General features: G+C 60.5%; 24 protein-coding genes. 10 read left to right on the forward strand and 14 right to left on the reverse strand.

Annotated elements, in window-relative coordinates; translation table 11 throughout:
- Positions 1-39: 39 nt before the first annotated feature.
- Positions 40-4,104, forward strand: a complete 4,065-nt coding sequence (locus SKTS_RS07870) for a Pls/PosA family non-ribosomal peptide synthetase (RefSeq protein WP_173062844.1) — start codon at positions 40-42, stop codon at positions 4,102-4,104.
- Between the two features lie 59 nt (positions 4,105-4,163).
- Positions 4,164-4,724 (forward strand): 4'-phosphopantetheinyl transferase family protein, encoded by a 561-nt coding sequence (locus tag SKTS_RS07875; RefSeq protein WP_173062848.1) that lies wholly within the window; start codon positions 4,164-4,166, stop codon positions 4,722-4,724.
- Here SKTS_RS07875 and SKTS_RS07880 read toward each other — a convergent pair.
- Genes SKTS_RS07880 through SKTS_RS07895 form a run of 4 tightly spaced genes read right to left on the reverse strand, consistent with a single transcriptional unit; the run spans position 4,687 to position 7,671 of the window.
- Complete coding sequence (locus SKTS_RS07880; protein ID WP_244617476.1) at positions 4,687-5,535, reverse strand: DMT family transporter; 849 nt, start codon at positions 5,533-5,535, stop codon at positions 4,687-4,689. The two genes, SKTS_RS07875 and SKTS_RS07880, sit on opposite strands and share 38 nt — an antisense overlap.
- Positions 5,535-6,371 carry a carboxylating nicotinate-nucleotide diphosphorylase gene (gene nadC / locus SKTS_RS07885; RefSeq protein WP_173062851.1) on the reverse strand — a complete coding sequence of 279 codons (837 nt, stop codon included), beginning with the start codon at positions 6,369-6,371 and terminating at the stop codon, positions 5,535-5,537. The genes SKTS_RS07880 and nadC overlap by 1 nt, the downstream gene beginning before the upstream one ends.
- Positions 6,368-6,871 carry a TlpA disulfide reductase family protein gene (locus tag SKTS_RS07890; protein ID WP_173062854.1) on the reverse strand — a complete coding sequence of 168 codons (504 nt, stop codon included), beginning with the start codon at positions 6,869-6,871 and terminating at the stop codon, positions 6,368-6,370. Before SKTS_RS07890 ends, nadC begins: the two co-directional genes overlap by 4 nt.
- Positions 6,868-7,671: a hypothetical protein gene (locus SKTS_RS07895; protein WP_173062857.1), complete on the reverse strand. Its 804-nt coding sequence runs from the start codon at positions 7,669-7,671 to the stop codon at positions 6,868-6,870. Before SKTS_RS07895 ends, SKTS_RS07890 begins: the two co-directional genes overlap by 4 nt.
- Before the next feature lie 267 nt (positions 7,672-7,938).
- Here SKTS_RS07895 and clpB point away from each other — a divergent pair, with 267 nt between their 5' ends.
- Together clpB and SKTS_RS07905 are read left to right on the forward strand one after the other, a co-directional pair.
- The gene (gene clpB, locus SKTS_RS07900; RefSeq protein ID WP_173062860.1) at positions 7,939-10,518 is read left to right on the forward strand and encodes an ATP-dependent chaperone ClpB; all 2,580 of its coding nucleotides are present in this window, start codon (positions 7,939-7,941) and stop codon (positions 10,516-10,518) included.
- Between the two features lie 387 nt (positions 10,519-10,905).
- Positions 10,906-11,934, forward strand: coding sequence for a hypothetical protein (locus SKTS_RS07905; RefSeq protein ID WP_173062863.1), 1,029 nt, complete (start codon positions 10,906-10,908; stop codon positions 11,932-11,934).
- Between the two features lie 231 nt (positions 11,935-12,165).
- Here SKTS_RS07905 and SKTS_RS07910 read toward each other — a convergent pair whose 3' ends face one another.
- Entirely contained in the window at positions 12,166-13,293 is a 1,128-nt protein-coding gene (locus SKTS_RS07910; protein ID WP_173062865.1) for an HD-GYP domain-containing protein, read from the reverse strand.
- Positions 13,294-13,341: 48 nt separating this feature from the next.
- Here SKTS_RS07910 and SKTS_RS07915 point away from each other — a divergent pair, with 48 nt between their 5' ends.
- Positions 13,342-13,761: a secondary thiamine-phosphate synthase enzyme YjbQ gene (locus tag SKTS_RS07915; protein ID WP_173062868.1), complete on the forward strand. Its 420-nt coding sequence runs from the start codon at positions 13,342-13,344 to the stop codon at positions 13,759-13,761.
- A gap of 3 nt (positions 13,762-13,764) precedes the next feature.
- Positions 13,765-14,616, forward strand: a complete 852-nt coding sequence (locus SKTS_RS07920) for a TlpA family protein disulfide reductase (RefSeq protein ID WP_173062871.1) — start codon at positions 13,765-13,767, stop codon at positions 14,614-14,616.
- A gap of 166 nt (positions 14,617-14,782) precedes the next feature.
- Here SKTS_RS07920 and SKTS_RS07925 read toward each other — a convergent pair whose 3' ends face one another.
- The 9 genes from SKTS_RS07925 to SKTS_RS07965 all read right to left on the reverse strand — a co-directional run bounded on the left by SKTS_RS07925 (position 14,783) and on the right by SKTS_RS07965 (position 22,845).
- Entirely contained in the window at positions 14,783-15,352 is a 570-nt protein-coding gene (locus tag SKTS_RS07925; RefSeq protein WP_173062874.1) for a PEP-CTERM sorting domain-containing protein, read from the reverse strand.
- A 289-nt stretch (positions 15,353-15,641) separates the two neighbouring features.
- Positions 15,642-16,241 carry a cytochrome b/b6 domain-containing protein gene (locus SKTS_RS07930; RefSeq protein ID WP_173062877.1) on the reverse strand — a complete coding sequence of 200 codons (600 nt, stop codon included), beginning with the start codon at positions 16,239-16,241 and terminating at the stop codon, positions 15,642-15,644.
- A gap of 4 nt (positions 16,242-16,245) precedes the next feature.
- Complete coding sequence (locus tag SKTS_RS07935) at positions 16,246-17,904, reverse strand: tetrathionate reductase family octaheme c-type cytochrome (protein WP_173062880.1); 1,659 nt, start codon at positions 17,902-17,904, stop codon at positions 16,246-16,248.
- 49 nt (positions 17,905-17,953) lie between these two features.
- Positions 17,954-18,442 carry a DUF302 domain-containing protein gene (locus SKTS_RS07940; protein WP_173062883.1) on the reverse strand — a complete coding sequence of 163 codons (489 nt, stop codon included), beginning with the start codon at positions 18,440-18,442 and terminating at the stop codon, positions 17,954-17,956.
- Between the two features lie 480 nt (positions 18,443-18,922).
- Positions 18,923-19,537: a DUF4166 domain-containing protein gene (locus tag SKTS_RS07945; RefSeq protein ID WP_173062886.1), complete on the reverse strand. Its 615-nt coding sequence runs from the start codon at positions 19,535-19,537 to the stop codon at positions 18,923-18,925.
- Position 19,538: 1 nt separating this feature from the next.
- On the reverse strand, positions 19,539-20,012 hold the full coding sequence (locus SKTS_RS07950; protein WP_173062889.1) for a DUF2269 family protein: 474 nt from the start codon (positions 20,010-20,012) through the stop codon (positions 19,539-19,541).
- Positions 19,993-20,862 carry an NAD-dependent epimerase/dehydratase family protein gene (locus tag SKTS_RS07955; RefSeq protein ID WP_173062892.1) on the reverse strand — a complete coding sequence of 290 codons (870 nt, stop codon included), beginning with the start codon at positions 20,860-20,862 and terminating at the stop codon, positions 19,993-19,995. Before SKTS_RS07955 ends, SKTS_RS07950 begins: the two co-directional genes overlap by 20 nt.
- Before the next feature lie 98 nt (positions 20,863-20,960).
- Complete coding sequence (locus SKTS_RS07960) at positions 20,961-21,974, reverse strand: AraC family transcriptional regulator (RefSeq protein WP_173062895.1); 1,014 nt, start codon at positions 21,972-21,974, stop codon at positions 20,961-20,963.
- 55 nt (positions 21,975-22,029) lie between these two features.
- Complete coding sequence (locus SKTS_RS07965) at positions 22,030-22,845, reverse strand: inositol monophosphatase family protein (RefSeq protein WP_173062898.1); 816 nt, start codon at positions 22,843-22,845, stop codon at positions 22,030-22,032.
- 63 nt (positions 22,846-22,908) lie between these two features.
- Between SKTS_RS07965 and SKTS_RS07970 the strand changes: the two genes are divergently transcribed.
- Genes SKTS_RS07970 through SKTS_RS07985 form a run of 4 tightly spaced genes read left to right on the forward strand, consistent with a single transcriptional unit; the run spans position 22,909 to position 26,155 of the window.
- Complete coding sequence (locus tag SKTS_RS07970; RefSeq protein ID WP_173062901.1) at positions 22,909-23,646, forward strand: RNA methyltransferase; 738 nt, start codon at positions 22,909-22,911, stop codon at positions 23,644-23,646.
- A gap of 50 nt (positions 23,647-23,696) precedes the next feature.
- Positions 23,697-24,449 carry a serine O-acetyltransferase gene (gene cysE, locus SKTS_RS07975; RefSeq protein WP_173062904.1) on the forward strand — a complete coding sequence of 251 codons (753 nt, stop codon included), beginning with the start codon at positions 23,697-23,699 and terminating at the stop codon, positions 24,447-24,449.
- A gap of 55 nt (positions 24,450-24,504) precedes the next feature.
- Positions 24,505-24,990: a Fe-S cluster assembly transcriptional regulator IscR gene (iscR, locus tag SKTS_RS07980; RefSeq protein ID WP_173062907.1), complete on the forward strand. Its 486-nt coding sequence runs from the start codon at positions 24,505-24,507 to the stop codon at positions 24,988-24,990.
- A gap of 16 nt (positions 24,991-25,006) precedes the next feature.
- A complete protein-coding gene (locus tag SKTS_RS07985; protein WP_173062910.1) occupies positions 25,007-26,155 on the forward strand; it encodes a cysteine desulfurase family protein in 1,149 nt (382 codons plus the stop codon).
- The last annotated feature ends 11 nt before the right edge of the window (positions 26,156-26,166 follow it).

The raw sequence follows: 26,166 nt of genomic DNA on the forward strand, positions 1-26,166 counted from the left end.
TCACTGATCCTGCCTTGCACTTCTTCTTGAGTTTTTTATATGGTCCTGCGTGGCCCGCGCCGTCCTGACCTCCTCTTAAACGAAACCCTTCCGGATGTTCTCGAAGCCACCGCGCGGCGCATGCCGGACAAGACGGCGCTGGTTTTCGGCGCGCGTTCTCTCAGCTACGGCGAACTGAACGCCGCCGCCGACCGGGTGGCCAGCGCCCTGATCGCGCAGGGCGTGCGGAGCGGGCAGCGGGTCGGCTTGTGGCTGCCGCGCGGGACGGACCTGCTGGTGGCGCAGGCCGGCATCGCCAAGGCGGGGGCGGCCTGGCTGCCGTTCGATGCCGATACGCCGCCGGCGCGGATCGAGGTCTGCCTCGGCGATGCCGAGAGTCCAGGCCTGCTGACCTGCCGCGCGCAACTACCGCTGCTGGGGGATTGCGCCTGGCCGCTATGGGTGCTGGAAGACCTGCTCGAAGCCTTGCCGGCCGATGCGCCGCTGGCCCGGCGCGACGCGGATTTCACGCCGGACTGCCCGGCCTATGTGATCTACACCTCCGGCTCCACCGGCAAGCCCAAGGGCATCGAGGTGAGCCAGCGCAGCATCGCCCATTTTCTGCGCAGCGAGAACGAAGTGCTGGGCGTGCGCGCCGAGGACCGGGTGTACCAGGGCTTCTCGGTGGCCTTCGACATGTCGTTCGAGGAAATCTGGATTTCCTACCTGGTCGGGGCCACCCTGTGGCTGGCGCCGCGTGAAATCGTGGGCGATCCGGATGCGCTGCCGCAAGTGCTCGAAGCCAACGGAATCACAGTGCTGCACGCCGTGCCTACGCTGCTCGCGCTGTTTCCGCGCGATGTTGCCGGATTGCGGCTGATCAACCTCGGTGGCGAGATGTGTCCGCAGGCGCTGGTCGAGCGCTGGGCCACGCCCGAGCGCCAACTCTTCAATACCTACGGCCCGACCGAAGCCACGGTGTCGGCGAGTCTCGCCGAACTGCATCGCGGTGAGCCGGTGACCATCGGCAAGCCGCTGCCCAACTACGGTCTGCTGGTGGTGGACGACGCGCTCAAGCTGCTGCCGCCGGGAGAAACCGGCGAGCTGTGCATCATCGGCCCAGGCGTGGCGCAAGGCTATCTCGGCCGCCCCGACCTCACAGCCGAAAAGTTCCTCCCCAACCCGTATGCGCAGGGCGAACACGAAGCCCGCCTGTACCGCACCGGCGACCTGGCGCGCATCGATGATGCCGGAAACGTCCAGTGCCTGGGCCGAGTGGACGACCAGGTGAAAATCCGCGGCTTTCGCGTCGAACTGGGCGAGATCGAGGCGCTGCTCGCCCGGGAGCCCGGCGTGGGCACGGCGGCGGTGGTGGTCAAGGAAGTGGGCGAAGTGGAGCAGTTGGTTGCCTACTATGTCGCGGAGTCGGGTGCCGCGCCGAACGGGCACGCCCGTTCCCTCTCTCCTAACTCTCTCCCAGGGGGAGAGAGGGACGCAGGCTCGCTACGCGAGTTTCATGCTACTGCGGCCGAACTGCGCAAGCATCTTGCAGCCCAGTTGCCGCCCTACATGGTGCCGGCGCGCTTCGAGGCGGTGCAGGTGCTGCCGCGCCTGACCTCCGGCAAGATCGACCGCAAGGCGCTGCGGGCGCTGCCGCTGATGGACACTGGTGCTGCAGCCGAGGGCGAATCCGACATCCCCGAGAACGCGGCGGAGGAGGCCCTGTTCTTGGCTTTGGGACACCTCTTTCCGGGTCAGCCGCTGCTGCGCGCGGCGGATTTTTTTAACGATCTCGGCGGCCATTCGCTGCTCGCTGCGCGGCTCATATCGTTACTGCGCGCGGATTCGCGCTTTGCCGGCGTCACGGTGCACGACATATACTGCGAACGCACCCTCGGCGCAATTGCCGGCGTACTTGCGCAAAAAGAAGTGCCCAGCACGGCCGGGGCAGCCGCACCGGAAATCGTCGCCACCCCCAGGCTGCGCCGCGTGCTGTGTGCGCTGGCGCAGGCCGCTACGCTGCCGCCGCTGGTGTGCCTGAAAATGGCGCAATGGCTGTCGCCCTTCTTTACCTACCACTATTTCACCGGCGACGAGGGCGACAGCATGACACGCGCGATCCTTGCCGCGCTGCTGGTCTACCTGCTCGCCAATATCGGCAGTTTCCTTTTCGTCATCGCCGCCAAGTGGCTGGTGCTCGGGCGGGCCAAGGCGGGGCGCTATCCGCTGTGGGGAATGATGTATTACCGCTGGTGGCTGGCGGACCGGATTTCGGAAGTGCCGCCGCGCCACCTGCTCTCAGGTTCGTCGCTCAATGCGCTGTACCTGCGCGCCCTGGGGGCGAAGATCGGCAAGGACGTGATCATCGGCGCGCTGACCATCCGGGCGCCCGATCTGGTCAGCGTGGGTGACGGCGTGTCGATCGGCGCTTCGGTGAACTTCGAGAACGCCCACGTCGAACGCGGCGAACTGGTCCTCGGGCCGATCAGCATCGGCAAGGAGGCGGCAGTCGATTCCTACGCTGTGCTGGAGGGATACACCGCGATCGGGGACTATGCCCAGCTCGGCGGGCTGTCGTCGCTGGCATCGGGGCAGAGGATACCGGCGGCGCAGGTGTGGGAGGGTTCGCCTTCGCACTTCGCCCGCAACGTGGACCTCGCCAGCCGCCCGCCGCGCGAGGCCGTTTCCCGCGGCCGCGCGGCGTGGGAAGGCCTGTTCTACTTCCTCGGCGCGAATCTCGTCGCGGTGGTGTTTTTCCTGCCGGTGTTCCCCAGTTTCATCCTGATCGACTGGCTCGACGTGCGCTGGCTGAAGGAAGTGGACGCCCATCTCTCGCCCCTGGGCGCGTTCTTCACCTTCCTGCTGCTGTCGATCCCCGCGAGCGCGGTGCTGGTGCTGGCCACGGTGCTGGCCTCGGCCGGTTTCCGCTGGCTGGTGCTGCCGCGCCTCAAGGCCGGTTCGTGGTCGGTCCACAGCGCGGTGTACTTCAGCAAATGGCTGGGCAACCAGATCCAGGAAGCCAGCCTGTTCGTCCTGCACGGGCTGTATGCCACGGTGTACGCGCCCTGGTGGTACCGTTTGCTGGGCGCCCGCGTCGGGCGCGGCACGGAGATTTCCACCGCGCTGGGGGTGGTGCCGGACATGCTCACCATCGGCACCGACAGTTTCGTGGCGGACGGCGTGATGCTCGGCGACGAGCGCATCGAGGGCGGCTGGATGACCTTGCGCGCCACCGTCATAGGCGACCGCAGCTTCCTGGGGAACGGCGCCTTCGTGCCGGACGGCAGCGTGGTGCCGGACGACGTGCTGATCGGGGTGCAGTCCAAAGTGCCGGAAAACGCACGCATGCACTCCGGCGACACCTGGGTCGGCAATCCGCCCATCATTCTTCCCGCGCGCGAGCAGTTCGCGGGCTTCGACCCGGCGCTCACTTTCCGCCCCAGCGTGCTGCGACGCCTGAGCCGGGGCTTGGTCGAAGGTTTGCGCATCGTGATGCCGATGGCGGTGGTGATCGCGGTGGGCTATCTCACGGTGGATCTGGTGATGCCGCTGGCGGGGGCGGGGCGCCTGGCGGATACCCTGCTGGCGCTCGCCTTCGCGGGCTTCCTCTACGGCGTGGGGTCGTTCCTTTTCGTGGCGCTGGTCAAGTGGGTCGTGATCGGCCGTTACCGGCCACGCGCCGCGCCGATGTGGACGCCCTTCGTGTGGGCGAGCGAGGCGGTGACGAATCTTTACGAATCCATCGCGGTGCCCAACTTCGTGGAATTCCTGCGCGGCACGCCGATGCTGCCGCCATGCATGCGCCTGCTCGGCTGCAAGACCGGCAAGGGCATTTACATGGACACCACCGACGTGACCGAATTCGATTGCGTGAGCATCGGCGATTACGCCGCGCTCAACGGCTGGTGCGGCCCGCAGACCCATTTGTTCGAGGACCGCATCATGAAAATCGGCGCGGTGAACATCGGCCGCGGCGTCACCGTCGGGCCGCGCGCCGTCATTCTCTATGGCGCCCGCGTCGGCGACGGCGCCTCGCTCGGGCCGCTCACCCTGGTGCTGAAGGGGGAGGACATCCCGCCCGGCACGCGCTGGATCGGCTCGCCGGCCGAGCCATGGAAGCGCTGAGGCCGATTGCTTTGCTCCCCTCTCCCGCAAGCGGGAGAGGGGCAGGAGGAGAGGGCGGCTTGCTGCGCGACAACGGGCTGGCGCTGCTCCTGCTGGCGCTGCCCGGCGGCACGCCGCGAGCCCACGCCCGCCTGCTCGCGCGGCAGGTGTTGCGCGAGACGCTGGGCGGCCTGCTTTCCCTGCCCGCGGAGCAAGTCGCATTGTTCGAAGGACCGTACGGACCCAGGCTGGAAGGTGCTGCGAGCGACATTCGGGTCAGCCTGAGTTATGCCGGCGAATGGGCCTTGATCGGGCTTTCTACTGGGCGGGCGCTGGGCGTGGATATTGTCAGGATCGACAGCCTGCCGGAAGTCGCTGCGCTGGCCCGCGACTTTCTCCCCGCAGCGGCCTGCCACGCGGTGCTCGCTGCTCCGCTTGAAGAGCGGGATGCCTGTTTCGCGCAGGCCTGGGCAGAGATGGAGGCATGCAGCAAATGCCTCGGTTTGCCGTTGCAGGAGATCGGCGCGGAGCGGGAGCAGGCGTTAAAGGCTTGCGCTCTGCTGTCTTGCGAGCAGGTGGACGGCTACCGCATCGCCGTGGCTGTCAGATCGCCGGCAGGCGCGGGCTTGCCTTCAAGCTGATCACACCGCTCAGGACGATCAGGGCAATCGCCAGCCAGCTGCCGAGCGGCAGGATTTCCTGCCACAGCAGGATGCCCCACAGGCTGGCGAAAATCACCGTGCTGTAGGCCAGGCTGCCGACCACCAGCGTGCTGCCGGTGCGGTAGGCGCGGGTCATGGCGAGCTGCGCCAGCGTCGCGCAGGTGCCCATGCCGGCGAGGATGAGAAAGCGCGGCCAGTCCAGCGCATGGAAGGTGTGGAACGCCATCCAGATGGCGCCGCCGAGCGTGGAAACCAGGGTGAAATAGAACACCACGCGCCATTCCGGCTCGCCCAGTTCGCCCAATTGCTTGACGTTGAGGTAGGCGATGCCGGCGAGGAAGCCTGAGCCCAGTCCCATCAAACCCGCCGTGATCTGTTCGGCGTGCAGGGTGGGGCGCAGCAGCAATACCACGCCGACGAATCCCACCACGGTGGCGAGAATCAGCAGCACGCCTGGCTTCTCCTTGAGGATGGCCACGGTGAACAGGGCGAGGAACAGCGGCGAGGTGTAGTTGAGCGTGATGGCCGTCGCCAGGGGAAGCGCGCTGATGGCGTAAAAGAACAGCATCAGGGCGAAGAATCCGGACAGCCCGCGCCACAGGTGCATTTTCCAGTAGGGCGTGGCGATGGGGAATCCCTGAGCCTTGATGATGAGGTAGATCACCAGCAGACCGAACAGCGAGCGGTAAAACACCAGTTCGGCGCTGGAGAAATACTGCGAACCGAGTTTGACGAACACGCCCATGCAGCTGAACAGGACGCCAGCCACGATCATCCAGGAAGAAGTCATTACAGGATGATGCGCATGGACAGGTCGACGGCTTTGATGTCCTTGGTCAGGCTGCCGATGGAAATGCGGTCCACGCCGGTTTCAGCGATGGCGCGCACGCTCTCCAGCGTGATGCCGCCGGAGGCTTCCAGTGCCGCGCGTTTTGCGCTGGTGACGACCGCCTGTCGCATGTCGGCCCGCGTGAAGTTGTCGAGCAGAACGAGCTTGGCGCCGGCAGCCAGCGCCTGTTCGAGTTCGTCCAGGTTTTCCACTTCGATCTGCACCGACACGCCGGGCGGCGCGTCGCGGTGCGCCTGCGCCAGGACGGCGGCGATGCCGCCCGCGGCGAGGATGTGGTTTTCCTTGATCAGGATGCCGTCGAACAGCCCGGTGCGCTGGTTGGCGCCGCCGCCGGTCTTGACCGCGTACTTTTGCGCCAGACGCAGTCCGGGCAGGGTCTTGCGCGTGTCCATGATGACAGCGGCGGTGCCGGCGACGGCGTCCACGTAGCCGCGCGTGGCGGTCGCCGTGGCGGACAGGGTCTGGAGGAAATTCAGTGCCGGGCGCTCGGCGGAAAGCAGCGCGCGGGCGTTGCCGCCGATTTTGCACAGCGTCTGGCCGGCTGCGAGCGTTTCACCTTCATGCACCAGCCAATCGATTTCGACCTGCGGGTCGAGGCGGCGGAAGCAGGCTTCGAACCAGGCGGTGCCGCACAGGATGGCGGGTTCGCGGCAGATCACGGTGGCCCGGGCGCGGCTTTCCGCTGGCAGCAGCCCGGCCGTCAGGTCGCCGCTGCCGATGTCCTCCGCCAGCGCGGCGGCGACGTTGGCTTCGATCGCTGCTTCCAGAGCGGTCATTTACCGGACATCAGGTCGGAAATCAGTTGCACGTATTCCTTGTCATCCCATTCGGCCCCGCCCTGCAGCGTGTAGCGCACCTTGCCTTGCGGGTCGATCAGGAAGGAGGACGGCGCGACGAAAACTTTCCACGCTTCGAGCGCTTTCGCTTCTTCATCCATGAGGATGGTGAAATCCGCCTTGACCTTGGTCTTGAGGAAATCCTTCACTTCCTTGTCTGTTTCGCCCATGTTCACGGCGAGGATGACGAACGGCTTGCCCGCCAGCCTCTTCTCCAGGCGCATCATGGACGGCATTTCCTTGAGGCAGGGTGCGCAGTAGGTGGCCCAGAACTGCACCATCACCACCTTGCCGCGATAGCTTTCGAGATTGTGCGTCTTGCCGTTCATATCCTTGAGCGCCAGTGGAGGGGTCGCGCCGCCGCTCCAGGCCTGCAGTTCCATGGCCTGAGCCGCGGAAAAAAGGAACAGGCCACACAGGCCCAGCAGTATTTTCTTCATGGTTTTGTCTCGTTCTGGTGGGGTTGCGAGGTAATGGGTTGTTGCAGCTGCTGCAGCGCATCCTGGATCAGCTCGGGCAATCTTTGGGTCATCGCGCGTTCGTCATCGGTGGCGTCCGAGCGCACGTAGAAATGGCCGCGCACTTTGGGCAATACCATGCTGCTTACTTTGGCTCCGCCACGGGCGAACTGGACCTTGAGATGCTCCAGCCACCAGCGCCCCGGCGACAGTTGTCCCTGGAAGATGAACAGCGGCAGTGCGGTTTGCAGCACCACGGGGTCGTACTGCGCTTCCACGCCGGGGGCGGGCGGAACGGAATAGAGATCGGGGTTGAACAGGATGGCCCCGCTCAGGGCGTTCCTCGTCTCCTCCGGCGCCTGTTCCTGCCAGGCACGCGCCCCCTTGAGAATCGGGCCGGCGCCGTGGCCGGAGGTGACGAGCACCACTTTCTTGCCGCTCTGTTTGACGGCATGGGCGATCATTTCGGTGATTTCTTCCGGCGGAAGCTGTTTCAAACTGCTCGGCAGGGAAGGCAGGAAGTGCGCTTCCAGCATGTCCGGGAACCAGGTTTCGTAGCCGCGGGAAGCGAGTTCCTGAGCGGTGCGGGCTTCGTTGGCGCCATGGCCTTCGTCGCAGACGAACCATAGCAGCAGGGTGTCGCCCTGGCTGGGAAAAGTGCGCAGCGAAACTTCGGTGCCCGTGGAGAGCGTGAGCGCAGAGGCGGGGGCCGCGCAGGCTACGCCCAGCCACACCTGCAGCACCAGCCATACTCCAGCCAGGAATAGTCCTCGTTTTGCCACGTTTTTCCCGTTTGCCTTTCCGCACAGAAGTTTACCGCAAACTGAAGAGGGGTGGCATGGTACGGTTGGACTATATCCTTTAACATGAAACAACGCGAAGCGTTGCCTTCGTCCCTCTCTCCCTCTGGGAGAAAGCAAGGAGAGAGGGAAACGGGTATGGCGAAGCGTTGCTTCATGATTCGGGGCGGCGCTTCGCCATGCCCGTTTGCTTGAAATTCCCTGTCCCTCCCCCAAGTAGGGTTTAGTTCAATCAGGAGAAACCAGGCCATGCGTTTTGACAAGCTCACCACCAAATTCCAGCAGGCGATCAACGACGCGCAAAGTCTTGCCGTCGGCCAGGACAACCAGTTCATCGAGCCGCAGCATTTGTTGCTGGCGCTGCTGCAACAGGAGGAAGGCGGAACCGCGTCGCTGCTGCAGCGCGCCGGGGCCAATGTCGGCGCCCTGTTGCCCGCCCTGCAGAAAGCGCTGGAGCGCCTGCCCAAGGTGGAAGGCCACGGCGGCGAGGTGAGCATTTCGCGCGATCTCAACAACCTGCTCAACCTGACCGACAAGGACGCGCAGAAGCGCGGCGACCAGTTCATCGCCAGCGAACTGTTCCTGCTCGCCGCCGTGCAGGACAAGGGCGAGGCCGGGCGCCTGCTGAAGGAACACGGGGTCGACAAGGCCCACCTGGAACAAGCCATCAATGCGGTACGGGGAGGGGAAAACGTGCAAAGTCAGGAAGCCGAAGGCCAGCGCGAGGCGCTGAAGAAATATACCCTGGACCTCACCGAGCGCGCCCGGATGGGCAAGCTCGACCCGGTGATCGGGCGCGACGACGAGATCCGCCGCGCCATTCAGGTGCTGCAGCGCCGCACCAAGAACAACCCGGTGCTGATCGGCGAGCCGGGCGTGGGTAAGACCGCGATCGTGGAAGGCCTGGCGCAGCGCATCGTCAACGGCGAAGTGCCGGAAACCCTCAAGGGCAAGCGCGTGCTGGTGCTGGACATGGCCGGTCTGCTGGCCGGGGCCAAGTACCGAGGCGAATTCGAGGAGCGCCTGAAAGCCGTTTTGAAAGAGGTAGGCCAGGACGAGGGCCGCATCATCCTGTTCATCGACGAACTGCACACCATGGTCGGCGCCGGCAAGGCTGAGGGCGCGATGGATGCCGGCAACATGCTCAAGCCCGCACTGGCGCGCGGCGAGCTGCATTGCATCGGCGCCACCACGCTGGACGAATACCGCAAATACGTGGAGAAGGATGCCGCGCTGGAGCGCCGCTTCCAGAAAGTGCTGGTGAACGAGCCGACGGTGGAAGACACCATCGCCATCCTGCGCGGCCTGCAGGAGAAATACGAACTGCACCACGGTGTGGACATCACCGACCCGGCCATCATCGCCGCCGCCGAGCTGTCGCACCGCTACATCACCGACCGCTTCCTGCCCGACAAGGCCATCGACCTGATCGACGAGGCGGCTTCGCGCATCAGGATGGAAATCGATTCCAAGCCGGAAGTCATGGACAAACTCGACCGCCGCCTGATCCAGCTCAAGATCGAGCGCGAGGCGGTGAAGAAGGAGAAGGACGAGGCCTCGAAGAAACGCCTGGGTCTGCTCGACGAGGAAATCGTCAAGCTGCAGCGCGAATACAACGACCTGGAAGAAGTCTGGAAGTCCGAGAAGGCCCAGGTGCAGGGCAGCCAGCACATCAAGGAAGAGATCGACCGGCTCAAGGCGGACATCGTCAAGCTGCAACGCGAGGGCAAGCTCGACAAGGTGGCGGAGATCCAGTACGGCAAGCTTCCCCAGCTCGAAGTCCAGCTCAAGCAGGCCGAGACGGCCAGCGAGTCGCAGGAGAAGCACAAGCTGCTGCGCACCCAGGTGGGCGCGGAAGAAATCGCCGAAGTGGTGTCGCGCGCCACGGGAATCCCGGTTTCCAAGATGATGGAAGGCGAGCGCGACAAGCTGCTCAAGATGGAAGATGCGCTGCACCAGCGCGTGGTGGGGCAGGACGAAGCCGTGCGCCTGGTCTCGGACGCCATCCGTCGTTCGCGTGCCGGCCTGGGCGACCCCAACCGGCCATATGGCTCTTTCCTCTTCCTCGGCCCCACCGGGGTCGGCAAGACCGAGTTGTGCAAGGCGCTGGCCGGGTTCCTGTTCGATTCCGAGGAGCACCTGATCCGCGTCGACATGTCCGAGTTCATGGAGAAGCACAGCGTGTCCCGCCTCATCGGCGCGCCGCCCGGCTATGTCGGCTACGAAGAGGGCGGCCACCTCACCGAGGCGGTGCGCCGCAAGCCTTACTCCGTCATCCTGCTCGACGAGGTGGAAAAGGCGCACCCGGACGTGTTCAACGTGCTGCTGCAGGTGCTCGACGACGGCCGCATGACCGACGGGCAGGGCCGCACGGTGGACTTCAAGAACACCGTGATCGTGATGACCTCCAACCTCGGCAGCCAGATGATCCAGCAGATGGCGGGCGACGATTACCAGGTCATCAAGCTGGCGGTGATGGGCGAAGTGAAAACCTATTTCCGTCCCGAGTTCATCAACCGCATCGACGAAGTGGTGGTGTTCCACGCCCTGGACGAAGCGCACATCAAGTCCATCGCGCGTATCCAGTTGCAATACCTGGAGAAGCGTCTGGCGCAGATGGAAATGAAGCTGGAAGTGAGCGAGGCGGCGCTATCGGAACTGTCGAGCGCGGGCTTCGACCCGGTGTTCGGCGCAAGGCCGCTGAAGCGGGCGATCCAGGCCAACCTGGAAAATGCCTTGGCGAAGGAAATCCTGGGTGGACATTTCGCGGCCAAGGACACGATCAGGGTCGATTGCCGGGACGGGGTGTTCCGCTTCGATAAAGGATAAAAATCGGCGGGGTACTGGTAAAACCGGGTGCGGAAACGTGCCCGGTTTTTTTACGTCCAGCGTTTATCTCCGGGTCACTTCAGTAACGTACACGGACGTACTTTCCTGACCTCAGCAATACAGCCTCGCCAGCAGCGTAAAAGCTGGCTGTTGTACTTGCCCGAGCAGTGAAAATACACCATCAAGCGAAGTGCTCTCCCGGCGCTGTGCGCGTATCGTAAATTTTCGGGTCGGCGATCAATGTCGGGCAGGCAAACCTCATCGCAACTACATGTCCTGGTCGATCCGCGCGCCGCCGCTATTCGCGGCATCCAGTCTCGCCGCGGTCTCGCACTGGCGGCCGTCATCACGCCGCACTTCACATAATTAGTTGCAAGGAGAAATAAAATGAAAATGAAATTGAATTTTAGAGCAGCTTTGATTTCAGTTGCGTTTCTGGGTGGATCAATCGTGCCAGGCGCGGTGTATTCAGGCAATTTGCTCAAAGCCAACGGCGTTAGCACGGAAGCCGATGCCATCTTGTATTACCAAACCATCGACCCGAGTAACCTGAGGTCGACCCAGGCCGCCTGGAGAACAGTTAATGGTTTTGATCCTGGTTCCGGGAATGAAGTCGTTGTGGTTGGGGGGCACAAAAACGTCTCTGATCTCGGCTTCTGGCGCAGAATCGAGATGGTCATCGACAAGCGTATCGGGTACGTGGGGAACGTTGCGTATACCACCTTCAACTTCGAGAGCGAGCAGGATGCGTTCTTGAACATAAACGCAAAGTCCATCGTGAACATGGAATACTCCCCTGGCCCGAACGGCGACCGTATCACCAAGTTCTACATCTACGACGCCGCTGGCAATCGCAAGAACAGTACTTTCTTTGATCCTGACGTAGCCACGAGAGAAGAACTGTTCTTGCCAAACGGTTGTGCTGCCTGCCATGGTGGTGGGAACAAGAACTTTGCAACCCGTGGCGGCAAGACCGGCGGCGGATTCCTTGCGTTTGACTTCAACGTTTTCGAATACGGCCCACTGACATCCCGGGCAGCTAATGAAGCAAATGTGAAGAAGCTTAATCAAGGGGTAATGAAGACAAATCCGCCCGGCGCCGTGAAAAGTCTGATAAATGGGCTCTACGGTGGCAATGGACTGCCTTTGGCCACGCAGTACTCAGCTTACAGGCCGAGCACCTGGGCCACCGAGCCAAAACTCTGGAATGTCGTCGTGACAGATTGTCAGGGCTGCCATACCCTGTCCGAACAGGAAGTGCTGAGCCTCGATTACTGGAAGAGAAACGTCGGGTCATTCCGTGAGGAAGTTCTCAAAGAGAAACTCATGCCGAATTCGCCTTTTGCAAACAGGCGTTTCTGGAGTACGGATCATCATCAGACCGTAGAGGATGCACTCATACGCTTCCGCCCTTGATCGGCAATCCGAATTGGTCACTGTTCATGACTCGGCCCTGGCCACGTGTCATGAAACGGGCGGCTGCTCTCCGGCAGCCGCCCGTTTTCATTATGGCTGCTCAAACGGGTAATCACGCGCGCGGAGCGCACCCATCAGTTTTTTATATGAGTTGCTACGCAACGCCTGGTGGGTTACAACCCACCCTACATTTGGCTTTAGCCAGTGGTGTGTGCCGTTGCAGGCGATGTCTCAGGAGATTGTTTCTTCGCGGAAGCGCGCCTGGATCTGTTCCACTTCTTCGCGGCGCGCGATCAGGGTCTGCACGCAGTCGCGGTCGAATTTGCTGTCCGACAGTTCGAGCAGCAGGGCGAAGGCGGCGTCGTTGCTCCAGGCGTCCTTGTAGGAGCGGCGGGAGGTGAGGGCGTCGAACACGTCGGCCACCGCGACGATGCGGGCTTCGGGCGGGATTTCCTCGCCTTTGAGCCCTTGCGGGTAGCCGCTGCCATTGATGGCTTCGTGGTGGTAGTGGGCGACGTTGCGCAGGATGTCGATGTGCTTGACTTCCTGAAGGCCGAAATTCGCCACCATGGCGTCGATGATTTCCACCCCTTTGCCGACATGCTTCTGCATGATTTCGTATTCTTCCGCGCTGAGCTTGCCGGGCTTGAGCAGGATGTGGTCGGGGATGCCGATCTTGCCGATGTCGTGGAGCGGTGCGAAAAGGAAGATATGCTCCACGATGTCGTCGGTCAGGCCGTATTTATCGGCGAGGTCGCGGGCGATCAGGCGAGCGTAATTGGACATTCTTTCGAGGTGGTAGCCGGTCTCGAAATCGCGCTGCAGGGCCATGTTGGTGGCGGTCTTGATGCTCGCGACCAGGGCGCGCACCTCGGCCAGTTCGTTGATGACGATCAGTTCCAGCAGGTGGCCGTACAGGTCGATGTAGTGCAGTGCGCTTTCGCTGAAGACGTCGCTGCGGTAGGAGTTGAAAAAAAGAAAGCCGAAAAAGCACCCGTTGCTGTACATCGGCAGGGTGTAGCTGGAGCCGTAGCCTTGCGCGCCGATGCGCTGGCTGTGAACCTTGCTGCTGCCGGCGAGAAAAGACATGTCGTTGACGACGCGCGGCCGTCCCAGGCGGATGATTTCCTGCAGCGACGGGGCCTCTGCGAGCGTGGACTGGTAGTGCTGCAGCGGGATATCCAAGCCGCTGCTGTGGACATAGGTCTTGAGCAGGTCGGTTTTTTCGTCGTAGAGCGCAATGGCGATGCGGTCGATGAAATCGAACTGCTGGTGAAGAAACGCGTGAATGAAGCGAAGCTTTTCCCCGAGCGGGATGTCTTTATTCAGCGTTTCGAGTGCGTCTTGATGTTTGAACATTTGCGCGCTTTTATCAGGCGGTGAACTGGCCCAAGTATAATACCGGGCATGCGACAGTGTTCCGAAATTTTGATGCTTGAAACAGCCGGGCGCGGGCTCTATGTCTTCACCGACCGGATCGTGCGCTGGGTGGGGCAGTCCGGCTTCTCGGACGGCCTGCTGACCCTGTTCATCCAGCACACGTCCGCCAGCCTGGTGGTGCAGGAAAATTACGATCCCGATGTGCAGGCCGATCTGGAACGTTTTTTTGCTCGCCTGGTCAAGGACGGTGATCCCATGTTTGCCCACAGCCTGGAGGGGCCGGACGACATGCCGGCGCATGTGCGCGCGGCGCTGACCCAGACCCAGCTATCCGTCCCTCTGCGCCAGGGGCAGTTGGCCCTCGGAACCTGGCAGGGGATTTATCTTTACGAGCACCGTTTCGCGCCGCAGCGGCGCAAAATCGTGATGCATCTGATCGGGGAGTGACGTGTGAATAGCTTCAAGTTTCTGATGGGATTTCTCGGCTGGCTCGTCGTGCCTCTTACGCTGCAGGCGGCCGGGCTCAACGATATTTCCGCGGTGCCGCATTTGGACCAGAAAGGCCGCGAAGGATACCGCGAATTTCTCCTTGCCCCGATGCACCGCGCATTCGCCGTCGCACCAGGCGGGGCTTGGTCGTGGAAGGCGGAAGAAGCTTCTCCCGATTTGGCGGGCGAGGCGGCGTTGCAAGGCTGCGCTGAGCATACCGAGCAGGAATGCGTGTTGTATGCGCAGGACAATCAGGTGGTGTTTGAAAGCAAGACCTGGCCGAAACTGTGGGGGCCGTACAAAACCGGCGCCGAGGCTGCCAGGGCGGCGACCGGCAAGCACCGCGGCGAGCGTTTCCATGATCTTGCCATCACCAGCCCGGCCGGAAAGCCGCTCAAGCTTTCGGACCTGCACGGCAAGGTGGTGCTGCTGCATTTCTGGGGCACATGGTGTTCGCCCTGCCGCCAGGAGATGCCGGAATTGCAGAAGCTGAGCCGCGAACTGGCGTCTTCCAGGGATATCCAGCTGGTGTTGCTGCAGATGCGCGAAGACATCGACACGGCGCGCTTCTGGGCCGAGAACCAGCACATCAGCCTGCCGCTGTACGACTCGGGCATCAAGGATGCCGGCTCGGATTCGCTGCCGCTGGCGAACGGCAAGCGGATTCGGGACCGCGAACTGGCGATGGTTTTCCCCACCACTTATGTGCTGGACAAGCACGGCGTGGTGTTGTTTTCACACAGCGGGCCAGTATTCGGCTGGAATCAGTATTTGCCACTTTTACGCGATGCCGCGGCACGATCCGGAAAGTGATGCTTTGACTATCGCGGTCAAGCATGTGGACGTAAACATTAAATGAAGGTATCCGATCTCGTGATTGATGTTGGATCGGTATGCCGCAGCGTTGCTCTTCATGGCGCACAAACAAAAAGCCTGGCATGAAGCCAGGCTTTTTGTGACAACTATAGTATTAAGCCGATTATGCTTTACGGCGCGCCAAACGCATACCCAGAAAACCAAGGGCCAGCAAGCCCAGCGTAGCTGGCTCGGGGATGGTTTCATTGACTGCCAAGTTGTCGACCAGATAGTAGTTGCCAAGTTCCAGGTGCAATTCGTCAATAGAACCTGCGTGGCCATTAAATGCAGTCCAGCTTGTTGTTAATGCTGCAGCTGAATTCCAAACCTCAGCTCCATTATTAAATCCCCGAATATTACCTATCCTGCTAGCACCGCTAGACCAGATACGCGCCCATAGGCCATCAAAGGTAAAATCAGCTCCATTTGCCGCGGTCACAATAGCCGTGCCGCCATAATTGTTCAACATGGTGAAATCACCGCTTACAGCGCCAAAATTCCAACTTGAGCCCACGGTGTCAATCCAATCCATACGGTTTAAATCGTTGGTAGCACCAAAATTAAAACCAGCATACGTTCCAATTGCACCATAGCTATTCTGTGATACACCTGGAATATCATCAAATGTCAACACAGTTGCATTGGAAACGGCCGAGAAGCCCAGAAGACAAACGGCAAGCAGATGTTTCTTCATTATTATTAGTCCCTTTAGATTTATTACGTAGGCAAAACTTTTTCCATCTAAGCAAATGTCATGTCAACATAATTATGTTATTAATTAACAATAAGTAATGAAAACTATTGGGATTTAATATATCGGATATGTAAGATATTTCGACAGGGCGTTCTTGTCGAAGTTGGTGATTTAGTTTGAATGCAATTGCATAACTTCAAATCAATGCCTGAATCCAGAGAGCATCAATAAAAAGACCGGGCAGCTTTGACGCTGCCCGGCCACCTGCTGGGTTGGACGTCGGGAGACGCTAATCCACTTCTTCCCAGCCGGTAATCATGGCCTTGATATGCGAGGTCGGTGTGTGTCCCGCCGTGGTGAGGTAAACGTGAGCGATCAGGAATAGCAGCATCATGAACGCACCGGCAGTATGGAAGAACGCGACCCATTCCAGCGATACGTACTTGTCTACACCCCAGACACTCCAGTCACCGAAGAACAGGTAGAACCATCCCGAGGTCCACAGCAGCGGCCCGATGAACAGCAACACACCGAGGTAGGCGAGGCGCTGCAGCGGGTTGTGCTTCTTGAGCTGCGTCGCTTTGAACGGGTGCGGAGCATGGATGAAGATGCCGACCGAGTAGAACTTGATCATGGCGATCACCTTGTCCAGCGTCGGGATGTACTGCTTCCATTCGCCGGTGGTGAAGTGCCAGAAGATCGCGAACACCCACAGCCCGATCAGCGTCCAGGCGGAGATGGTGTGCAGGTTCACCGCCTGGCCGAAGCCGAACAGGTGGTAGGAACCGTGCACCTCGAAGCCGGTTATCAGCATGAAGATGATGAGCGTGGCCTGCGACCAGTGCCAGAAACGCTCGAACCGTTTGAATACATAGATTTTTTCTGACATGATCTTATCCTTTCCTGTAGCTCATGTAGATGCGGCCGGCCCCATGGGCGAGCACACCTAGCAGGGTCAATAGCGCGAGGGCCCAGCCAGCCTTGTCGAGCAGCTGGTTGTTGTCGCCGCGGCCGGGCATGTAGATGCCCTTGACGTTTTTAAGGCGTCCGCCGGTCTTGGAATCGTGACACTGGACGCAAGTCAGTGCGTCGCCCTTCGGCGCCACCATGTGAGTGATGGGCCAGGTCTGCTCAGTGTCGACGAATCCATACTGTCCGCTATAGGGCAGGCCGCCTGCCTTCATCCCGGCCGTGATCGCCTTTTGCCAGTCGTAGTTGTGCCATAGGGCGGTGTCGTCCTCGCCGCCCGTGTGTTGCAGGGTGAGCGTCAAGTTAACCTTGTCGTAAGGTTGCTTGCCGCGGTGCACATTGGTCGGCCAAATGCGCGAATCAGGGTCGTTGGGGCTGCCGCCGACTTCGTTGATCTGCACTGTCTTGCTCGGGTCGATCTTGTCGCCGATCACCTTGAACTTGGAAACACCATTGAACCAGCGGTATTCCGGGATCACGTAGGATTCCCACACCCATGCGCCTTTCTTCGAGTCGAAGGCGCGGCGTCCGGCGCTATCCTTGCGCACAAACGGTTTGCCATCCGGTCCCATGACGGTGGCCTGGGACCAGTCCCAACTCCGTTCGGTACCGATGTTGTCTCGGGCGTATTCCGGAATGTGGCAGGTCTGGCAGGCGATCTTATTGGTGTGATCATTCAGTCTGGACATTTTTGCCGGGTGTGGCTTGTTGCCATGGCAGGACTGGCAGGAGGCGGGATTGCTGGTATCCACCTTGCCGCGAATGTGCGCCGGGCCAGTGACTGCCGCAGCCACGTTGTAGCGGCTGCCGGAGACTTGGTGGCTCGACGTGGAATGGCAGGTGGCGCAAGAAAAGTTGAGCCCTTTCTCGTCCATGTGCACATCCAGATACTTGTCCGGATGCTGTAGCGAACTGCTGAGGTCGCCGTGCTTTGCGCCGTTGGCGCCCGCGCCGAAGAAGTGGCAGGAGCCACAGTTGGTGCGGCTAGGCTTGCCGATGTTCTGGGCCACTTTTTTCAGGTCCACGGCCTCGACGAACTTGCCCGATCCGGGCGGAAACTCCCTGCGCACATAAACCGGATGTCCGGCGTCGCCCGGCAGCTTGCGGTAGGTGCCGGTGGTGTCGTGGCACACCAGACAGTCCACGTTTTTCTCCACCGTGAAGTCGAAGCTGCTGTCCTTCCATCCATAACCCGCGTGGCAGGCCATGCAGTCTTTCTCGTTCGATATGGGAGAAGTGCAGTAGTTGTTGATGATGTTTTTCTTGCCCCGTTTCTGACCGGTCTTGGGATCGACGGACTCCCAGGTCCAGTGCTTGGTGTGCTGCACCTGTTTGGCGGCTTCGTTGTGGCAAATCAGGCAGGCCTCGGTAACTTCCGGTCCAGTCTTGAAATCCTTATCAAGCTCCTTGAATTTGCTGTGATCTGCTGTGGAAGCGCTTTTTTGTTTCGCAACGGTTGGTGCTTGCGGAGCGGCAGTCGCGGTGTTGGGCTTGGCCGGTGCCGGCTCGGCAAGCGCGGTTAGCGCTGCCAGCATGGCGCCGGCAACCAACGCCGACAGGGTGATTCTAGTCCTCGTTAACATGATCTTTCCTTTTTCGATCTAGGTATGGGTGTAGGTTGGTCTGGTCGCATTAGCAACCACCAGCCGCTCCGCCGCCAGCGCCTCCGCTCGCACCGCCACCCGGCGTACCTTTGATCATTGCCGGTGCGGGTTTGCTTGGATCGAATTTGAGGAATTTTGCTTGGTCTGCTGCAACGTGTCCCATGATTTCCCCCACCATGGGACCGAACATCTTGCCCATCAGGCCGGCATTCATGTTGCCGATGTAGGTCTTGCCATCGTTTTTCTTGTAAACGGAAATTTTGCAGGGCATGAGGATGGAGAGGAAGCGGACGCTGTCGTCTTTGAGGATCGGGCCGGAGTACTTGGTGCTGCAGGCTTCGATCATGAGGACCGGTAGTGTGTTGCCGCCATCCTGCTGGACTGCCTTGGCCGGGTTGCGCAGGCCTGAAAGCGACCAGCCATTGCCGGTGTTCTGGATGTTCTGTTGAATGCGGGCCGCCGTCTCTTCCACGCCGAATGGGCTAACCCGTTCCTGAAACATGAGGCTGGGAGCCATGACGTACGCCGCGAACGCGGTGAATAGCAGGCCCAATATAAAACCGCTGAGAATTTTTAACATTTTCGAGTCCCCCGACTGTAGAAGTTAAGTTAGATGCCCTGAAATAGTGTGCGGGCTAAAGGATAATGGGATTGCGCTTTTTAAAGAAGCGCTTTTTATCCCACCGTCCATGAAGATAAGAATATCCGAATATACTTAAGCTGCAAGCAAAATATTTTTATGGAATTTCACCTGTTTTCTCGCAGGGAAAATGGGCGTCTGTTCATATTTGACTTCGCATCGTTCGCCTCCCTTACTGAATATTTTCTTGGCTGCTTGTCTTGTCGCAAGCTTGGGTTCCGCGGAATTCGGCATCACGGCACTTTGATCGGTTGCGCCGGTTTCCCGTTTTTTTAATTAGCATGCATTGTGCCATTAATGCATACGGGATACGGTTTTAATATTGACTTGCAGAGGATGGCTTCGTAGGCGGTCATGCTAATCCTGAAGATCCGTGGCGTTGCCGGGAGATACGGCAGGGACGGTCGAAAATTGCCCGGAGTAGCTGAAGATCTGTCCCAGCAGCGGTTGGCGCAGGCGAAAATCCATGACGAATCGACGCTCATCCAGCGCGCTTTCGACAATGCTGGCTTTGCCCAGCATGAGCCACTCGGGAATGGATAGCCGCAAAGACCACAGCTGGAATACGTAGTTGATGCTTTCATAATGCAGCTCGCCGGATTCGACCCGAACCGCCATGCGCAGTCCCAGGAAGGGGTTGACGAATTCAATGAGTCGATTGCCCGCTTCGTGCACCCAGCGGCTGTTGAAGATCACCACCTTGCCGTCGGGGAAGCGGATGGTCCTTGCCCAGTATTGATTGTCGCCGCGCATCTTTTTTTCAACCCGGGTCGGAACGTTTGACCCGCGCCGATCGACCAGTGCGCCAAAGCTGTTCAGCAGGATGAAGAATGGGTGCAGATAGCCCGGGTAGTCGATGTCCAGGCGTCCTTCGTCATAATGCTCGGCATGCTGGTAGTGATTCTTGAGCGCTGGCGGAAGGGCGGTCCATGCCGGGCCCAGCGCGCGTTGCATGACTGATATCTTGTTCATCTCAAGCTCCGTGTAGTGTTTTGAAAACCATCAGAAAAACGACTATGACCATGGCAGAGAAAGCCGGCACGCCCAGCCAGAACCAGAGACGCGCATCTTGCCAGTAGCGTGCCGGCAAATCGGTTTGGGTTAGCGCCGCCTGTTGTGCCAGGTTTCGCATGCGAATCTGCAGGGCGACCACGGGCAGCCAGCAGACCCCGGCCAGCAGGTAGAGCGACAGACTGGCGACCACCCAGGGGGTGTCGAGCGGTATGCCGGCAAGCTGCAACAGCCAGATCCCGCTGACGGGCTGAAAAATCACCGTCGGCGTAGTGAACAGCCAGTCCGCCAGAACCACGTGGCGGCTGGTGTCGGCGATATGCGCGACATTGCGGCTGCGATCGGCCATCCATTTGTAGAACGCGCTCCCCAGCCCCGTCCCGAATAACAACACCATGCTCAGGATGTGCAGGTATTTAAGCAGCAGATAGCTCATGATCGTCCTCCTCGCGGGGCAGGTCGTTTTCCATGGACATGGGCATTCTTCCGAGAAACTGCGCCAGCGGTGCGACATCCGCCGTATTGCCGCGTTGCAGCATGTGCAGATTGTCGGGACTGAGCAGGAGCTGGAATGGCGCTGCCAGATAAGAGATGGCCATCAGCCAGGGAAGGGGGATCTGCCAGACCAGGGATGCGTTCGGGCGACTGTCCTGACGCAGCAACAGCAGCAAACGCCGGAATGTCATCGCTTCCGGGCCAACCAGATCAAGCGTCAGGCGGGAGGGAGCCCCAGGTTCGAGACATTTCAGCACGGTGGCCGCCACATCCCCGACATGGATGGGCTGTATGGCTTGCTCGCCCGAGCCGGGCAAAACCAGCAACGGCAGATTGGCCATGCGCCGGAACCAGGCCGTGCTCCTTCCTCCGGCACCCACTACCAGCGAGGGGCGCAGAACGAACCAATCCAGCGCCAGGCCGCGCAACGCCTCGTCCGCCGCGCGTTTGCTCAGGTGGTAGGGGCTGCTGGCCATATCGTCCGCCCCCAGCGCGGAAATCTGGATCACGCGCCGGACCGGGCTGCGGGCGCAGGCGCGAAACAGGGCGACCGGTGCCTCGACGTGCAGGCTCGCGAAGCGTTGGGACGCCGACTCGGCGATGATGCCGACGCAGTTGATCACTGCGTCCATGCCGGCCAGCTCGGGCAGCCAGTCTTCAGGCGTGCGCAGCGCATTGAAATCGGCGCCCGTGCGCCGGCTCACAGCCCTGACTTCATGCCCCGCTTGCTGCAGGGCGCTCAGGATGTGCCGGCCCAAAAAGCCGCTGGCCCCGGTCAGTAGTATTCTCATGCTCATGCTCCTTCTGGAAAGTGGCTCCAGTTTCGGAACAATGGCCCGGGAAAACCTCCGGAAAGATAGAAAAGGAGAGGTTTTTTATGCCTGAATGATCATTCAGGATGGTTTGGCATGGAAAACTTGCGGAACTGGCCCGGCGTCATGCCGGTCACTTCGCGAAAAGCGGTGTAAAAATTTGATTGCGACGAAAATCCGCTGCTCATCCCGATGGATAGCACCGAAGCGCTCGGCTCATTCAGCAACATGGCCTTGGCCGCATTGACGCGGTATTCCCGCACATAGCGCGAGAACCCTTTACCCAGCTTCACGTTGACCAGTTCGGAAAGCTGGTGGCCCGACAAACCGAGCTGCTCCGCCATCATCGGCAGGTCGAGATCCGGGTTTTCAAATGCCTGTTCCTGCTGCATCAGTTGTTCAAGCCGGTTCAGCGTGCTTTCGCAGTCCACATTTGCGAGCGTCGATGAGACGTATGTTTCCCGCGCGGCTTCTTCGATCCGGTCGGGCATTTGCGGGGCATGAAAGAGTGCCAGGCTGAGCAACAGAAACGCGCTGCCGATCGCGCTGGCGTACAGCATGAAGAAGGCATGCTCCGATATCAGCGGCATCAGGAAAACCAGTCCGACAACCCCCGCGGCAATCAGGAAAATTCCGGCGAGAAACCCCAGTTCAAGGTGAAAGCGATGGCGATGGGCACGCAAGGCGTATACCTGCCGTCCCAGCCCGATCAGGTAAAGTGCGCCGATTGCAAAGGCCAGCGGCCAGGCCTGGCTGGAAGGCAGCCAGGGGGCCGCGGTGAGCGGCAGCAGATGCAGCGCCTGCCGGGGCGAATAGCGGATCTGCGCCCTGATCAGGGGCTGGCTGAACAGGTAGAACGCCGGCGCGATGCCAAACAGCAGGGTCTGATAAAAAGCGCCATGCACTCCATCGTGCCCCATGAGGTACGAAAAATGACACAACTGAAGTCCGCCCAGGGCCAGTATCAGGGATATACCCAGCGCGCGTTCCAGTGGTTGCCCGACATAGGACTCGCTGCGAAAATGCGTCGACACCAACACCAGCGCGGTGAATACCGAATATCCGCACAGCAGAATGGCAAGCAATAACATTGCGTTCACCTAGTTCCATGTTGCGTGAATCCGCTTCCTCGGAGCGGAACGAGCTTTACGGCAATGCAGCGGGAAGGGTTTTCAGTTCCGGGGTCAGATGGGGCGCGATCGCCTGTAACAGCTGGCCGAAAACCTTGGGGTTTCCGGCGACGATGTTGCCGCTCTTCAGGTAACTTTCATTGCCTTCGAAGTCGCCCACCAGTCCGCCGGCTTCCTGCACCAGCAGGCAGCCGGCCGCGATGTCCCAGGAATTGAGGCCGATTTCGAAAAAGCCGTCAAAGCGGCCTGCAGCGGTGTAAGCCAGGTCCAGCGCGGCTGATCCTGGACGGCGTAGTCCGGCGGTTTTCTGGATCAGGTCGCGGAACATGCCCATGTAGGCATCCATATGCGTGAAATCGCGGAACGGAAAACCGGTGCCGATGAGGGCGTCGCTGAGGTTTTTCTGTTTGCTGACGCGCAGGCGGCGGTCGTTGAGGAAGGCGCCGCGCCCCTTGGTGGCGGTGAACAGGTCGTTGCGGCTGGGGTCGTAGATGACCGCCTGGGAAATCACGCCCTTGTACACCAGGGCGATGGACACGGCATACTGCTGGAAGCCGTGAAGAAAATTGGTCGTGCCATCGAGCGGGTCGATGATCCACTGGAATTCCGATGTGCCACGGGCGCCGCTCTCTTCTGCTAAAATTTCGTGGTCCGGATAGGCTTCCAGCAGAATTTCAATAATCGCGTCTTCGGCGGCGCGATCCACTTCGCTGACGTAATCATTCTGGCTTTTTTGCTTGATGGTGAGCAGATCGATGTCGAGGGATGCGCGGTTGATGATGTTGCCGGCGCGGCGCGCGGCCTTGACCGCGGTGGTGAGCATTGGATGCATAGTGGTTTTCGATGGCTTTAATGAACGGGAATTGGACGCTATTTTACATGGGAAAGAAAACTTTTGAGTAACTCTGTGTTGGGCAACATTCGTGTCGTGTTGAGTCACACCAGTCACCCCGGCAATATCGGCGCGGCTGCGAGAGCGATGAAGACCATGGGGCTGAGCAATCTTTTTCTGGTGAACCCCAAGCTGTTTCCCGATGCGATGGCCGATGCCATGGCTGCCGGGGCAGACGACTTGCTGGCCAATGCCATTGTCTGCAACAGTCTGGAGCAAGCCTTGCAGGGCGCCGTGCTGGTGGTTGGCCTGACCGCGCGGCAGCGCGGCCTTTCGCACACCATGCTGAACTTGCGTGAGGCGGCGCCGCAAATTCTGGCACGCGCCGGTGACGCACCGGTAGCGGTGCTATTTGGTACTGAAATGTCAGGGCTGTCCAACGCCGAACTTGAAAAATGCCAGTTGCTGATTACCATTCCAGTCAATCCGGAATTCAGCTCGCTCAACCTGGCGGCCGCGGTGCAGGTGGTGGCCTATGAGCTGCGCGTCCTTGCTATCGCGGCTGGGCCGGTATCAAAAGATATTCCGCTGGCGAGTTTCGAGGACGTGGAACGTTTCTATGAGCATCTGGAGCGTACCCTGATCGAGATCAATTTTCTTGACCCGTTGCATCCGAAGCGCCTGATGACGCGGTTTCGACGCCTGTACGCGCGGGCTCAGCTGGAACAGGAAGAGGTGAATATATTGCGCGGGTTTCTGAAGTGGTCCGGTCGGGGACGTATTCCCAAGGATAATAGTTGACTAAATCACTGGGGAATATATAATGAGTCAATTATATCCATTTAGCCGCCATGTTTAAACATTTGCGTGAAGATATTGCCGTGGTGTTCGAGCGTGACCCCGCTGCCCGTTCCCGTTGGGAGGTGTTGACCACCTATCCCGGCGTACATGCCATCCTGTTTCATCGCCTGACCCATCGCCTGTGGCGCTGGCGGTTTTTCTGGCTGGCGCGCTTCACCTCTCATTTTGCACGCTGGATGACCGGCATCGAAATCCATCCCGCAGCGCAAATGGGGCGGCGCGTCTTCATCGATCACGGCATGGGGGTGGTGATCGGCGAAACGGCGGAGGTCGGCGACGACGTGACGCTTTATCACGGCGTCACGCTGGGCGGCACTTCGTGGAAAAAAGGCAAGCGCCACCCCACGCTGGGCAAGGGGGTGGTGGTGGGCGCGGGCGCCAAGATTCTCGGGCCGATTACTATCGGAGAGGGCGCCAAGGTCGGTTCCAACGCGGTGGTGGTGAAGGATGTCCCGGCGGGCGCAACTGCGGTGGGCATCCCGGCGCGCATTCTGGACGGATCTCAGGCCGAAAAACGCGAAACGCAGGCTAAGAAGATGGGCTTCTCGGCCTACGCCATCAGCGAAGACGTGAATGATCCCATGGTGAAAGCGGTGCATAGCCTGCTCGATCATACCGTGGTGACCGATCACCGCATCGAGCAAATATTGCTCCATCTCAAGCGTCTGGGCGCCGAGATTCCGGATGGTGAAGCGGCAAGCGAGAAATTCGACGTCAACTATTTGAACAAGATAGTTGACTAAAACGGTATGGTTTAATATAGTAATCCCACGTTGCACCATTTTAACGAGGCTATATATGCGTTTGACCACCAAAGGACGTTTTGCGGTAACGGCGATGATCGATCTGGCCATGCGCCATGGAGAAGGGCCGGTGACGCTGGCCGGTATCAGCGACCGGCAACGGATTTCCCTGTCCTATCTCGAGCAGCTGTTCGGTAAATTGCGCCGGCACTCCTTGGTGGACAGCGTGCGCGGGCCGGGTGGCGGCTATTGCCTGGCGCGCGAACTGGATACGATTTCGGTCGCGGACATCATTCAGGCGGTGGACGAGCCGATCGATGCCACCAAGTGCGGCGGCATGGGTAATTGCCACGACGATCTTCCCTGCATGACGCACGAATTGTGGACCAACCTCAACGTGAAGATTTTCGATTATCTGCAGTCTGTGAGCCTGGCTCAGCTGGTCGCCGCGCAGGGCGGGGCCCACAAGCCCCAGCAGATTCAGCAATTGGACAAGCGCCTGAAGCGCGAAAAGATCGGCGAGGCCGTGGCTTCCACTTGACCCGCTCGGCCGTTCGATGAGTCAGGCGTATTTCGACCACAATGCCACCACGCCGCTGGATGACGCGGTGCTGGCGGCGATGATGCCTTATCTGCAGGACCGTTTCGGCAACCCTTCCAGTCGCCACGGCTTCGGGCGCGGTGCGCGTCAGGCGGTCGAGGAGGCGCGGGAGAAAGTGGCGGCAACCGTGGGGGCGCATCCCTCGCAGGTCATTTTTGTCAGCGGCGGTACCGAGGCCAACAACCTGGCGATTCGCGGCATGGCTGCAGTGTTGCCTGTGTCGCAAATCGTACACAGCGGCATCGAACATCCCAGCGTGGCCAAACCCTGCCGGGATCTGCAGCAGCAGGGCTGGAAGCCGCGCACCGTGGCGGTTGACAGGGATGGCCGGTGCGATATGAACGATCTGGCACAGTCATTGCGTGAATCCACCGGACTGGTGAGCGTGATGTTGGCCAACAATGAAACCGGCGTGATTCAGGACGTGGCGGCAGTGGCGCAAAGCGCGCGTGCCGCCGGCGCCTGGGTGCACACCGATGCGGTGCAGGCCTTGGGCAAGATCGAGGTGGATTTCGCCAGTCTTGGCGTTCATGCCATGTCCTTGTCGGGGCACAAGATTTACGGTCCCAAGGGCGTCGGCGCCCTGGTGATGGACAAGCGGGTGGAATTGCTGCCCCAGATCAGCGGCGGCGGCCATGAAAAAGGCTTGCGCGCCGGAACCGAGAACGTGCCCGCCATCGTCGGGTTCGGCGTGGCATGCGAACTGGCGGTAAACCGCATGCTGCAGGACGCTGAGCGGATCGGCGCGTTGCGCACTGAAGTGGAGCGCGGCGTGGCAGCATTGGGCGGGGTGGTGTTCGGCGGCGCGGCGCCGCGTCTGGTCAACACCAGCTATTTCGCCTTTCCCGGCGTCGAAGGTGAGACGCTGCTGATGGCGCTGGACCGGGCCGGCTTCGCGGTTGCCAGCGGCTCCGCCTGCTCCAGCGGCAGCACGGAGCCGAGCGCGGTGCTGCTGGCGATGGGGGTTGCCGCGGAATTGGCCAAAGGTGCCGTTCGGGTGAGCCTGGGGCGTGCCAATACCCGGCAGCAGGTACAAGAGTTTATTGCGGTATTGCAGGTTGAATTAGGACGCCTGCGATCCATGTTATCCGTAGAGTTGGTGTGATTTTGGAGAAA

Origin of the sequence: Sulfurimicrobium lacus, assembly GCF_011764585.1 — a bacterium.
GTDB classification, from domain to species: domain Bacteria; phylum Pseudomonadota; class Gammaproteobacteria; order Burkholderiales; family Sulfuricellaceae; genus Sulfurimicrobium; species Sulfurimicrobium lacus.